10 protein-coding genes are annotated in these 12570 nt (G+C 76.8%); 4 read left to right on the top strand and 6 right to left on the bottom strand.

Annotated features, from left to right (window positions below; genetic code table 11):
- From rph to LPA42_RS07995, 3 genes are read left to right on the top strand one after another with little or no spacing between them, the layout of a single operon-like run.
- Entirely contained in the window at window positions 1–726 is a 726-nt protein-coding gene (gene rph, locus LPA42_RS08005; protein WP_077936491.1) for a ribonuclease PH, read from the top strand.
- The gene (gene rdgB / locus LPA42_RS08000; protein WP_043962179.1) at window positions 723–1340 is read left to right on the top strand and encodes an RdgB/HAM1 family non-canonical purine NTP pyrophosphatase; all 618 of its coding nucleotides are present in this window, start codon (window positions 723–725) and stop codon (window positions 1338–1340) included. The genes rph and rdgB overlap by 4 nt, the downstream gene beginning before the upstream one ends.
- 34 nt (window positions 1341–1374) lie before the next feature.
- Window positions 1375–2295, top strand: coding sequence for an AEC family transporter (locus LPA42_RS07995; protein ID WP_077936492.1), 921 nt, complete (start codon window positions 1375–1377; stop codon window positions 2293–2295).
- A gap of 95 nt (window positions 2296–2390) precedes the next feature.
- Here the strand turns inward: LPA42_RS07995 and hutH are convergent, their stop codons facing one another.
- The 6 genes from hutH to LPA42_RS07965 are packed head-to-tail and all read right to left on the bottom strand — an operon-like array spanning window position 2391 to window position 10294.
- A complete protein-coding gene (gene hutH, locus LPA42_RS07990) occupies window positions 2391–3929 on the bottom strand; it encodes a histidine ammonia-lyase (protein ID WP_077936493.1) in 1539 nt (512 codons plus the stop codon).
- A complete protein-coding gene (hutI, locus tag LPA42_RS07985; protein WP_077936499.1) occupies window positions 3917–5095 on the bottom strand; it encodes an imidazolonepropionase in 1179 nt (392 codons plus the stop codon). Before hutI ends, hutH begins: the two co-directional genes overlap by 13 nt.
- Window positions 5095–6474 carry a formimidoylglutamate deiminase gene (locus tag LPA42_RS07980; RefSeq protein WP_077936494.1) on the bottom strand — a complete coding sequence of 460 codons (1380 nt, stop codon included), beginning with the start codon at window positions 6472–6474 and terminating at the stop codon, window positions 5095–5097. The genes hutI and LPA42_RS07980 overlap by 1 nt, the downstream gene beginning before the upstream one ends.
- 16 nt (window positions 6475–6490) lie before the next feature.
- Complete coding sequence (locus LPA42_RS07975) at window positions 6491–7732, bottom strand: allantoate amidohydrolase (RefSeq protein WP_077936495.1); 1242 nt, start codon at window positions 7730–7732, stop codon at window positions 6491–6493.
- On the bottom strand, window positions 7726–9423 hold the full coding sequence (gene hutU / locus LPA42_RS07970) for a urocanate hydratase (RefSeq protein ID WP_077936496.1): 1698 nt from the start codon (window positions 9421–9423) through the stop codon (window positions 7726–7728). Before hutU ends, LPA42_RS07975 begins: the two co-directional genes overlap by 7 nt.
- Window positions 9424–9436: 13 nt before the next feature.
- Window positions 9437–10294 carry a MurR/RpiR family transcriptional regulator gene (locus LPA42_RS07965; protein WP_077936497.1) on the bottom strand — a complete coding sequence of 286 codons (858 nt, stop codon included), beginning with the start codon at window positions 10292–10294 and terminating at the stop codon, window positions 9437–9439.
- Window positions 10295–10399: 105 nt separating this feature from the next.
- Here LPA42_RS07965 and LPA42_RS07960 point away from each other — a divergent pair, with 105 nt between their 5' ends.
- Window positions 10400–12511, top strand: coding sequence for a trypsin-like peptidase domain-containing protein (locus tag LPA42_RS07960; RefSeq protein ID WP_228986452.1), 2112 nt, complete (start codon window positions 10400–10402; stop codon window positions 12509–12511).
- Window positions 12512–12570 lie beyond the last annotated feature (59 nt).

The following is a 12570-nucleotide window of genomic DNA, read 5'->3' as shown; positions in this document are numbered from 1 at the left end:
ATGGCGCGACCTGACGGGCGGCGGCCCGACCAACTCCGACCGGTGACCCTGAGCCGGGGCTGGAGCACCCACCCGGAGGGCTCCGTGCTCGTCGAGTTCGGCGGGACGCGGGTGCTCTGCACCGCCAGCGTCACCGAGGGGGTGCCCCGCTGGCGCAAGGGCTCCGGGCTCGGCTGGGTGACCGCCGAGTACGCGATGCTGCCCCGCGCCACGAACACCCGCTCCGACCGGGAGAGCGTCCGGGGCAAGGTCGGCGGGCGCACCCACGAGATCTCCCGGCTGATCGGCCGCAGCCTGCGGGCCGCCATCGACCTCAAGGCCCTCGGCGAGAACTCCGTCGTCCTCGACTGCGACGTGCTCCAGGCTGACGGCGGCACCCGCACCGCGGCCATCACCGGGGCGTACGTGGCGCTGCACGACGCGGTGACCTGGCTGGCCGCCCGCAAGGCGCTGGCCGGTAAGCCGGAGAAGGTGATGCACCGCTCCGTCGCCGCCGTCAGCGTCGGCGTGATCGCCGGCGAGGCCCGGCTGGACCTCTGCTACGAAGAGGACGTGGCCGCCGAGGTCGACATGAACGTCGTCTGCACCGGGACCGGCGAGTTCGTCGAGGTGCAGGGCACGGGCGAGTCCGGCGTCTTCGCCCGCGACCAGCTCGACGCCCTGCTCGACCTGGCCGTCGCCGGCTGCGCGGAGTTGGCCGACGCCCAGCGGAAGGCACTCTCATGACGAAGGTCCTGCTCGCCACCCGTAACCGCAAGAAGCTCGTCGAGCTGCAGCGGATCCTCGACGGCGCGCTCGGCGCGCACCGGGTCGCCCTGCTCGGCCTCGACGACGTCGAGGAATACCCGGAGCTGCCCGAGACCGGCCTGACCTTCGGCGAGAACGCGCTGATCAAGGCGCGGGAGGGCTGCCGGCGCACGGGCCTGCCGACCATCGCCGACGACTCCGGCCTCGCCGTGGACGCGCTCAACGGCATGCCGGGGGTGTTCAGCGCCCGCTGGTCCGGCAAGCACGGCGACGACCGGGCCAACCTGGAGCTGGTGCTGGACCAGATCGCCGACCTGCCCGACGAGCACCGGGGCGCGTCCTTCGTCTGCACCGTGGCCCTGGTGCTGCCCGGCGGCAAGGAGCACCTGGTCGACGGCCGCCAGGCCGGTCGGCTGCTGCGCGCGCCGCGCGGCGAGGGCGGCTTCGGGTACGACCCGATCTTCCTCGGCGACGGCCAGGACCGCACCAACGCGGAGTTGACCCCGCAGGAGAAGGACGCGATCAGCCACCGGGGCAAGGCGCTGCGCGAGCTGGCGAAGCTGGTCGCGAAGGTGCTGCCGCCGGCGGCCTGACGGCGGGGCGGGCGGCGGTCGGCCGGGGAGCGACGTGCCTGGTGTGCTGACGGGCTTCGCCGTCATCGGCGCCGTCATCGGCGTCGGCTACCTGGTGGGCCGCCTCGGCGTGCTCGGGCCGGGGGCGTCCACCGTGTTGTCCCGGGTGGCGTTCTTCGTCGCGACCCCGGCGCTGCTGTTCGACACGGTCGCCCACGCCGACCTGCGCGAGGTCTTCTCGGCCGCCCTGGTCGTGACGGTCGCGGGCACCACCGTCGTGGCGACGGTGTTCGTGCTGGTCGCGCGGCTGCTGTGGCGGCGTCCGGCGGCGGAGGCCACGATCGGGGCGCTCACGTCGTCGTACGTGAACGCGGCGAACATCGGCATCCCCGTCGCGGTCTACGTCCTCGGCGACGCGTCGTTCATCGCGCCGGTCATCATGTTCCAGCTCGTCGTGATGGCACCGGTCGCCTTCGTCGTGCTGGACACGGCGGTCGGCGGTCGGCGGTCGGTGGCCCGGTCGGTGGTCGCGCCGCTGGCCAATCCGGTCACGGTGGGCTGCGCCCTGGGCCTGGCCGTCAACCTGACCGGCTGGCTGCCGCCGGAGCCCGTGCTGCGGCCGGTGGAGCTGGTGGCGGCGATGGCCGTGCCCGCCGCCCTGCTGTCGTACGGGCTGTCGCTGCACGGCGCGCCCCGGCCCGGCTCCGGGGACACCGGGCGGGACGTGTGGCTGGCCGTCGCGCTGAAGACCCTGGCCCAGCCCGTCGTCGCGTACCTCGTGGCGCGGTACGCGCTGGGGCTGCCGCAGCCGACGGTGCTGGCCTGCACGGTCACGGCCGCGCTGCCGACCGCGCAGAACGTCTTCGTCTACGCGGTCCGCTACGACCGGGGCGTCGTGCTGGCCCGGGACGCGGTGCTGCTGTCCACCGTGGCGGCGGTGCCGGTCCTGATCGGTGTGGCGATCCTCGGGAGCTGAGGCGGCGCGGGCGAGGCGGCGCGGGGCGGGGCGGCCGGGCAAGGCGCGGGCCGGCGCGGCCAGGCGGGACGGGCGGCCGGGCGGGACGGCGACGCTCAGCCCAGCGGGCCGACCTGCCGCTCGATCGCCGCCCGCAGCTCCGGCCCGGCCACCACGGCGCGGGCGGCCTCCATCAGCGGGGCGAGGAAGACGTCCGGCCCCGGCTCACCGGCGGCCCCGCCGAGCGCCGCGAGGGCCGCCCGCCCGGCCGGGGACGGCGTGAGCGGGGCGCGCAGCTGGAGGCCCCGCACGGCGGCCAGCAGCTCCACGGCGAGCAGGCTGGTCAGGTTGTCCAGCACGGTGCGCAGCTTCTTGGTCGCCGCCCAGCCCATCGACACGTGGTCCTCCTGCATGCCGCTGGTCGGCAGCGAGTCCACCGAGGCGGGCGCGGCGAGCCGGCGGTTCTCCGCGACGATCCCGGCGGCCGTGTACTGGGCGATCATCAGCCCGGAGTTGACCCCGGCGTCGGGGGAGAGGAACGCCGGCAGGTCCCGGTTGCGGGTGACGTCGAGCAGCCGGTCGACCCGCCGCTCGGCGATGGCCCCGACCTCGGCGGCGGCGATGGCCAGGAAGTCGGCGGCGAAGCCGAGCGGCGCGCCGTGGAAGTTGCCGGTCGACTCGACCCGGCCGTCGGGCAGCACGACCGGGTTGTCCACCACGGACACCAGCTCCCGGTCGGCGACCGCGCGGACGAAGTCCAGCGTGTCGCGGGCCGCCCCGGCCACCTGCGGCGCGCAGCGCATCGAGTACGCGTCCTGCACGGCGTGCGCCAGGTCGTCGCGGTGCGAGTCCATCACGGCGGAGTCCTGGAGCAGCCGGTGGATGTTCGCGGCCGACACGGACTGGCCGGGGTGCGGCCGGATCGCGTGCAGTTCCGGCAGGAACGGCCGCTCCGAGCCGAGCATCGCCTCGATGGCCAGCGCGGCCGTCACGTCGGCCATGGTGAACAGGTGGGCCGCGTCGCGGATCGCCAGCAGCAGCATGCCGAGCATGCCGTCGGTGCCGTTGATCAGCGCGAGCCCCTCCTTCGCGGCCAGCTCGACCGGGGCCAGCCCGGCCGCGGCCAGCGCGTCGGCGGCGGGCAGGCGCTCGCCGGCCGGGCCGAGCACCCAGCCCTCGCCGAGCAGCACCAGCGCGCAGTGCGCGAGCGGGGCCAGGTCGCCGGACGCGCCGAGTGAGCCGTGCTCCGGCACCCACGGGGTGACGTCGGCGTTGAGCAGGTCCACCAGGGCCTGCGCGACCAGCGGGCGGACCCCGGAGCGGCCCAGCGCCAGCGAGCGGACCCGCAGCAGCATCATCGCCCGGACCACCTCGCGGGGCATCGGCGCGCCCACCCCGGCGGCGTGCGAGCGGATCAGCGCGTGCTGCAGCTCGGCCCGCCGATCGGGCGCGACGAACGTGTTGGCCAGGGCCCCGAACCCGGTGGAGACGCCGTACACGGGGCGGCCGGCGGCCTCGATGCCGTCCACGATGGACCGGCTGGTGGCCATCGCCGCCACGGTGGACGGGTCGAGGACGACCTTCGCGGCGCCGCGCGCCACGGCGAGCACGTCGGCGGGGGAGACCCCGGTGGGCTGGACGGTCACGATCGACATTGCGGCACTCCGTTGTGCAGGACCTGGCGGATCAGGGGAACACCGGGCCGGTAGGCCAGGTGCAGGTGGGACGGGGCGTCGAGGACGATCAGGTCGGCCCGCGCGCCGGGCCGCAGCACCCCGACGTCGTCGCGGCGCAGCGCCCGCGCGCCCCCGGCGGTCGCGGCCCACACGGCCTCCGCCGGGGTCATCCGCATCTCGCGTACGGCGAGCGCGACGCAGAACGGCATCGACGAGGTGTACGACGACCCGGGGTTGCAGTCGGTGGCCAGCGCCACGGTCGCGCCCGCGTCGAGCAGCCGCCGCGCGTCCGGGTACGGCGACCGGGTGGAGAACTCCGCTCCCGGCAGCAGGGTGGCCACGGTCGGCGAGCCGGCGAGCGCGTCGACGTCGGCGTCGGACAGATGGGTGCAGTGGTCGACGCTGGCCGCGCCCAGCTCGACGCCGAGCTGCACCCCCGGGCCGGGGCCGAGCTGGTTGGCGTGCAGCCGCACCCCGAGCCCGGCGGCCTGCCCGACGGTGAGGATCGCCCGCGCGTGGTCGGCGTCGAACGCGCCCCGCTCGCAGAACACGTCGACCCAGCGGGCGTACGGCGCGGCGGCGGCGAGCATCGGCCCGCAGACCAGGCCCACGTAGTCGTCGGGGCGGCCCGCGTACTCGGCGGGGACGACGTGCGCGCCGAGGAAGGTGGTCTCGCCGGTCACCTCGGCGGCGATCCGCAGCGACCGGGCCTCGTCGGCGACGGTGAGGCCGTACCCGCTCTTGGTCTCGATCGTGGTGGTGCCCTGCCGCATCGCCTCGCCGACCAGCCGGCGCACGGTGGCCCGCAGTTGGCCGTCGGAGGCGGCGCGGGTCGCGCCGACCGTGGTGCGGATGCCCCCGCCCGTGTACGGCTCGCCGGCCATCCGGGCGGCGAACTCGGCGGCCCGGTCCCCGGCGAAGACCAGGTGGGCGTGGCTGTCCACGAAGCCCGGCAGGACCGCGCCGCCCTGCGCGTCGACGCGGCGGTCGGCGGCGGGCGCGTAGCGCGCCGGCCCGACCCAGGCGACCCGCCCGTCCTCGATCAGCACGGCGGCGTCGCGGCGCAGGCCCAGCGGGCCGCCGTCGCCGGTGCCGGCCACGTTGGTGACCAGCTCGCCGATGTCGTCGACCAGCAGGCTGCCGATCACCGGGTCACCGCCCCGATGGCGGCGCGCAGCGCGGCCGGCACGTCCACGGTCAGGTGCCGCCCGTCGGCGACGACCTGCCGGCCGTCGACGACCACCGAGGCGACGTCGGCGGCGGTCGCCGCGAAGAACGCCCCCACCGGTGGCACCCCGGCGGTGCGGGCGGTGTCCAGGCGCACGGTCACCAGGTCGGCGCGGGCCCCGACGGCGAGCCGGCCGGCGTCGGCCCAGCCCAGCGCGGCGTGCCCGGCCACGGTCGCGGCGGTCAGCAGCTCCGCCGGGGCGAAGTGCCCCCGGCGGCGGGTGCGCAGCCGCTCGTCCAGCTCCACCGCCCGGGCCTCCTCGAACGGGTCGACGACGGCGTGGCTGTCGCTGCCCAGGCTCAGGGCGACGCCCGCGTCGGCGAGCCGCCGCGCCGGCCCGATCCCGTCGGCCAGGTCCCGCTCGGTGGTCGGGCAGAGGCAGACGCCGGTGCCGGCGTCGCCGAGCAGCGTCACGTCGGCGCTGGTGAGGTGGGTGGCGTGCACGGCGGTCGTGGCCGGGGTGAGCGCCCCCCGGTCGGCCAGCAGCCGGGTCGGGGTGACCCCGTGCGTGGCCCGGCAGGCGTCGTTCTCGGCCGGCTGCTCGGACAGGTGCACGTGCAGCGGCACCCCCTCGTTGCGGGCGGCGAAGGTGGCGATCTGGTCGGCCGGCACCGCCCGCACCGAGTGCAGCGCCGCCCCGATCCGGGCGTGCGGCCGGCCCTGTTGCGCGGCGGTCAGCCGGTCGTGCCGGTCGGACCACCCGTCGACGTCGCCGTCGCCGAAGCGCCGCTGTGGGCCGGCGAGCGGCGCGCCGTCCACGGTGGCGGTCAGGTAGAGCGTGTCGAGCAGGGTGAGCCGGACGCCGGCCTGGGCGGCGGCCTCGATCAGGGCCGCGCCCATCGCGTTCGGGTCGGCGTAGCGGGTGCCGTCGGGGCCGTGGTGCAGGTAGTGGAACTCGCCGACGCAGGTGATCCCCGCGAGGGCCATCTCGGCGTACGCGGCGCGGGCCAGGGCCAGGTAGCTGTCCGGGTCGAGGCGGGCGGCCACCTCGTACATCCGGTCGCGCCAGCTCCAGAAGTCGCCCCGCCCGCCCGGCCCGCCGTCCGCGCCCTGGGTGCGCCCGCGCAGGGCGCGGTGGAACGCGTGCGAGTGGGCGTTGGCCAGGCCGGGCAGGGTCAGCCCGGGCAGCCGTACGGCGTCGGCCAGCACCTCGACCCCGGCGGTGGGCGCGCCGCCGGTGGACAGCGGGGTGACGGCGGTGATCCGGCCCCCGTCGGCCTCGATCAGCACGTCGGCGGTGGGCTCGGGCCGGTCGGGCAGCCACGCGTACTCGGCGAGCCAGCGGGTGGCGGTCATCGGCGCGGCTCCCCGGTCATCGGCACGTCAGCTCCGCCAGCACCCGGGCCAGGGCGGTCACCCCGGCGGCGCAGTCGGCGTCGGTGGCCGCCTCGGCGGGGGAGTGCGACACCCCGGTCGGGTTGCGCACGAACAGCATCGCCGTGGGCAGGTGCCCGGCGAGGACCCCGGCGTCGTGGCCCGCCCCGGTGGGCAGCACCGGCGCGTCGAGCAGCGCGGCGAGCCGCCCGCCGAGGTCGCCGTCGAAGCCGACCAGCGGCGTCGCCGACTCCTCGGTCACCGTCACCTCCGTGCCGTCGCGCCCGGCCCGCTCGGCGGCCTTCGCGTGGACCGCCTCGACCAGGCCGGCGACGGTCTCCGGGTCGGCGGCGCGGGCGTCCAGCCAGCCGGTCACCCGCGCCGGGATCGCGTTGGTGGCGTTCGGCTCGACCCGGACCCGGCCCACCGTGGCGTGCGCGCCGCGCAGCCGGGCTTCCTTGTTGGCCGCGAGCACCGTGAACGCGTACGTGAGCATGGGGTCGCGGCGGTCGGCCATCCGGGTCGTACCGGCGTGGTTGCCCTCGCCGTGGAAGTCGAAGCGCCAGCGGCCGTGCGGCCAGATGGCGCTGGCGACCGCGACGGGCGCGCCCTGGTCGACCAGCGCGCGGCCCTGCTCGACGTGCAGCTCCACGAAGCACGACCAGCCGGCGAGCAGGTCGGGGCGGGGGCCCGCCGGCCGGTCACCCAGCGCCTCGGCCAGGCTCACCCCGTCGGCGTCGCGCAGCCCGGCCGCGCGGTCGGCGTCGAGCGCGCCGGTGAGCAGCCTCGACCCCAGGCAGGGTACGCCGAACCGGGCCCCCTCCTCCTCGGCGAACGCGGCCACCACGAGGGGCCGGGACGGGGCGACGCCGGCGGCGCGCAGCTCGTCGACGGCGAGGAACGCGCTGACGATGCCGAGCGGCCCGTCGTACGCGCCGCCGTGCGGCACCGAGTCGAAGTGGCTGCCGGTCAGCACCGCCCCGGGCGCGGCGGGCTCGCCCCAGCGGGCGAAGAGGTTGCCGTTGCCGTCGACGGTCACCGGCATGCCCCGGCGGTCGGCCTGCGCCCGGAACCAGTCGCGCAGCGCCAGCTCGGGGGCCGTGAACGCGTACCGCAGGTAGCCGCCGCTGCCGGCGTCACGCCCGATCGGCGCGATCTCGTCCCACAGCTCCCGGAACCGCCGCTCGGTGCCGTGGTGGTGGTTAGGAAGGGGCCCTTCACCTGCAGAATGCGTTAACAAGGGGCCCCTCCTTGCGCCTCGGCCATCGGGACGCGGACGCCGGTGCGGTCGGCGACCTCGCGGGCGGCGTCGTAGCCGGCGTCGACGTGCCGGATGACGCCCATCGCCGGGTCGTTGGTGAGCACCCGTTCGATCTTCTGCCCGGCCAGGGCGGTGCCGTCGGCGACGCAGACCTGGCCGGCGTGGAGGGACCGGCCGATGCCGACCCCGCCGCCGTGGTGGATGGACACCCAGGACGCCCCGCTGGCCGTGTTGACCAGCGCGTTGAGCAGCGGCCAGTCGGCGATCGCGTCGGAGCCGTCGGCCATCGCCTCGGTCTCCCGGTAGGGGCTGGCGACGCTGCCGCAGTCGAGGTGGTCGCGGCCGATCACCACCGGTGCGGACAGCTCGCCGGAAGCGACCATCTCGTTGAACCGCACCCCGGCGCGGTCGCGCTCGCCGTAGCCGAGCCAGCAGATCCGCGCCGGCAGGCCCTGGAACGCGACCCGCTCGCCGGCCAGCCGGATCCACCGGGCCAGCGACTCGTTCTCGGGGAACAGGTCGAGGATCGCCCGGTCGGTGGCGGCGATGTCGGCCGGGTCACCGGAGAGCGCCGCCCAGCGGAACGGGCCCTTGCCCTCGCAGAACAGCGGCCGGATGTACGCCGGCACGAAGCCGGGGAAGTCGAACGCCCGCTCGTACCCGCCGAGGCGCGCCTCGCCCCGGATCGAGTTGCCGTAGTCGAAGACCTCCGCGCCGGCGTCGAGGAAGCCGACCATCGCCTCCACGTGTTTGGCCATCGACGCCCGTGCCCGGTCGGTGAACTCGGCCGGCTTCGCCTTCGCGTAGTCGGGCGCGTCGGCCAGCTCCACCCCCTCCGGCACGTACGACAGCGGGTCGTGCGCGCTGGTCTGGTCGGTGACGACATCGATCGCCACGCCCCGGCGCAGCAGCTCGGGGAAGACCGTGGCCGCATTGCCGACGACGCCGACCGACAGCGCCCGGCGGTCCCGCTTCGCGGCGAGCACCCGCTCGACGGCGTCGTCGAGGGAGTCGGCGACCTCGTCGAGGTAGCGGTCGCGCACCCGGCGGTCCAGCCGGGACCGGTCGACGTCGACGATCAGGCACGCGCCGCCGTTCATGGTGACCGCGAGGGGCTGCGCCCCGCCCATCCCGCCGCAGCCGGCGGTGAGGGTCAGCGTGCCGGCGAGGGTGCCGTCTCCGTGCTGCTGCCCGTCGCCGCGGGCACCGGCGAACTTCGCGGCGACGGCCGCGAACGTCTCGTAGGTGCCCTGGAGGATGCCCTGGGTGCCGATGTAGATCCACGAACCGGCCGTCATCTGCCCGTACATGGTCAGGCCGAGGGACTCCAGGCGGCGGAACTCCGGCCAGGTGGCCCAGTCGCCGACCAGGTTGGAGTTGGCCAGCAGCACCCGGGGGGCCCACTCGTGGGTGCGCAGGACCCCGACCGGTCGGCCGGACTGCACCAGCATCGTCTCGTCGTCGCGCAGGTCGGTGAGCGTGCGCACCAGCGCGTGGTACGACGGCCAGTCCCGCGCCGCCCGCCCGGTGCCGCCGTAGACGACCAGGTCGTCGGGGCGCTCGGCCACCTCCGGGTCGAGGTTGTTCATCAGCATCCGCAGGGCGGCCTCCTGCGGCCACCCCCGGGCGGTGAGCGCGGCCCCCCGGGCGGCGCGGACGGGCTGGGGCATCTCGTCTCTCCTCTCAGCCGAGGAACAACTGGCGGCGGGCGGCGGAGGACTCGAACGCCTCCAGCCGGCGCTGGGTCTCGGCGGGCGCGGCGTCGCAGATGGCCTGAAGGACCACCATCGCCAGGGTCATCGGTGCGGTGTGCAGGTCGAACACGAGGTCGGTGCCGACGGCGGCCGGGAGCACCACCTCGGCGTGCTCGGCCGCGGGGCTGACCGGCGAGTCGGTGATGGCCACCACCGTCAGCCCGGCGGCCCGCGCCTCGGCCAGCGCGTCGAGGGTCTCCCGGGGGTAGCGGGGCAGCACGAAGGCCAGCAGGGCGGTCGCGCCGGCCGCCGCGGCCTGCTCCAGGCGGTCGGCGAGCAGGCTGCCGCCGTCGTCGAGCACCCGCACGTCGGGGTGCACCTTCGCGGCGAAGAACGCGAAGTACGCCGCCAGCGGCGCGGCGGCCCGCAGCCCGAGCACCGGCAGGGGGCGGCTCGCGGCGAGCAGCTTGCCGACGGCGGCGATCCGGTCGGTGTCGGCCAGCTCGCCGGCCAGCCGCTCCAGGTTGGCCACCTCGGTGCCGACGGCGCGTTGCAGCTCGTTGCCGCCGCCGGAGGGCTCGCCGGCGCCGGCGGCGCCGGTCAGCTCCCGCAGCCGGCGGCGCAGCGCCGGGTAGCCGTCGTGGCCGAGCGCCACGGCGAACCGGGTCACCGACGGCTGGCTGACGCCGGCCAGCTCGGCCACCTCGGCCGCCGAGAGGTACGCCGCGGCGGCGGCGTGCTGCACCAGGCTGTGCGCGATGCGCCGCTGCGTCGGGGTGAGCCGGACGCCCTGGAAGAGGTCGAGCACCCGGTCGGCGGACGCCCCGACCGTGCCTCCTTCATTCATGTCCTGACCCTATGCATGAAAACTTTCAGGGGCAACCCCGCGACGGCCTCCCGCGTCGTGCCGCCTCGGTACTATCCGCACGGCGGGTGAACAGAGGAGTGGGGCATGCAGCCGGAAGGTCCGTACAGGTTCACCGAGGCGTCGGGCGTCTGCCAGGTCGGCAGCGCCTGGTGGGCGGTGGACAGTCAGGACCGGCTGCTGACCGTCGCCGTGCTGGAGGGCGCCGCCGCCGCCGACCAGCCCTGGCGGGAGGCGTTCACCAACGCGGCGGACACTCTCGCGCAGACCCCGGGCGGCCCCCGCTACGTCAACGCCGACTTCGCCGCCGCCCGCCCCTGGGTGGCCTATCCGGCCGAGGTGGAGAACGCCGCCGACAAGCTCTTCGGCCTGCTCGGCATGCCGCTGCGCTCGCCCCACCTGGAGCCCGTCGGCGACCTGGCCACCCGGGCGATGCCGGCGACCACCCCGGTCGCCCCGGCCACCCCGACCGCGGGCGTGCCCAGCTCGGCCGTGCCCGCCTCCGGCCAGCCCGCCTCGGGCGTCCCTGCCTCGGGTGTCCCGGCTTCCGGCGTCCCCGCCTCGGGCGTCCCCGCCTCGGGCGTCCCCGCCTCGGGCGTCCCCGCCTCGGGCGTCCCCGCCTCGGGCGTCCCCGCCTCGGGCGTCCCCGCCTCGGGCGTCCCCGCCTCGGGCGTCCCGATCTCGGGCCCGCCCGGCTCGGGGATCCCCAGCTCCGGGGTGCCCGTGTCCGGGGCGCCCAGCTCGGGGGCGCCGCCGGTCTGGGCGGCGCACGCCACCGGTTCGCCGGTCGTCGCGACCCCACCGGCGGACCCGCCGGCCGCCCACCCCGGGCCCGCCGACCCCGGGCCGCCGCACGACCCGTTCGCGTCGCCCGCCCGGCGCATCCAGCCGTCCCCGCCGCCCCGCCCGCGCACCGGGCTGCGGCTCGGCGTCGCGGCGCTGGCCCTGGCCGTGCTCGCCGCGGGCGGCGGGCTCGCCGTCTGGGCCGTCACCCGGAGCGCGGACGCGCCGCCGCCGGCCGGCCCCGCCGGGGCGTTCCCGACCGCCACCCCCGCCGCCGGCTTCCGCCCGTGGAGCCAGGCGGCCCCCTACAGCGCGCAGGAACGGGCGCTCGCCACCGCCGCGCCGGGGCTCGTCTTCGTCGAGGCCGTCTTCAACGGATACCTGCGCGACGGGCGGACCGGGGCGCTGCTCAACCCGACGCCCGTCACGTTCCAGCGGCGGTGCAGCGGCTTCGTGGTCGACCCCGCCGGGCACGTGCTCACCAACGGCCAGTGCGTCGCCCCCGACGAGCCGGTCGCCCGGGAGCGGGCCCTCTACACCCTCGGCCGCATCCTCGTCGCCGGGAAGAAGCTCACCCCGGGCGCGCTCGACGGCTGGGTCCGGTCGCGGACGGCCGGCACCCGGTTCACCGGCAAGGAGCCGGACCGCCCCCCGTCGAGCCAGGTCTTCGTGCAGCTCAACCAGGCCACCGGCGGGCTGACCGGCACCCCCGCGATCGCCGGCGAGGTGGTCCGCACCCGCGCCGCCGACGCCGGGGACCTCGCCCTGGTCAAGGTCGCCCGGCCCGACCTGCCCGGCGTCGAGCTGGGCGACGCCGCCGCGCTGACGCCGGGCGGCGTGGTGGTGGTCGCCGGCTACCACACCGTCGACGCCGACTTCCGCGACGCCACCTACACGCTGCGCTCGAAGACCGTGCAGGTCACCGCCACCGACACCGGCCAGGGCGCCGTGCCGCTGTTCCGGATCGGCGACGACATCGGCATCTACTCCCACGGCGGCGTCGCCCTCGACCCGGCCGGCCGGGTCGTCGGCGTGCTCACCAACGACCGGTCCGGGGCGGGCGGGGCCAACCGGGCCGTCGTGCCGGTCACCGCCGCCCGGGAGCTGCTCGCCGAGGCCGGGGTCGCGCCCACGCTCGGCGACGCCGACCGGCTCTACCGGCGCGGGCTCGACGCGTACTTCACCGGACGGGACGCCACGGCGGTGTCCCAACTGGACGCCGTCGCCCGGGGCGGCAACGGCAACGAGCTGGCCGAGGCGTACCGGCGGAGCGCGGCCGACCGGCAGCAGCTCACGGCGGCGGCACCGGAGCAGTCCAACCTGCCCACGGTGCTGTTCTCGGGGCTCGGCGGCGCCCTGCTCGCCGCGCTCGCGATCGGCGTGGTGCTGCTGGCGAGGCGCCGATCGCGCCGCTGATCCGCCGCCGCGCCGGGTGCGCTCCAGGCCCGCCGCGCCGCCGTGCCGGCCGCGCCCCG

Source organism: Micromonospora sp. DH13 (assembly GCF_020873825.1).
In the GTDB taxonomy this organism is placed as follows: domain Bacteria; phylum Actinomycetota; class Actinomycetes; order Mycobacteriales; family Micromonosporaceae; genus Micromonospora; species Micromonospora haikouensis.
Note: the sequence above shows the minus strand (reverse complement) of the source record. Positions and strands in the feature narration are given on the sequence as shown.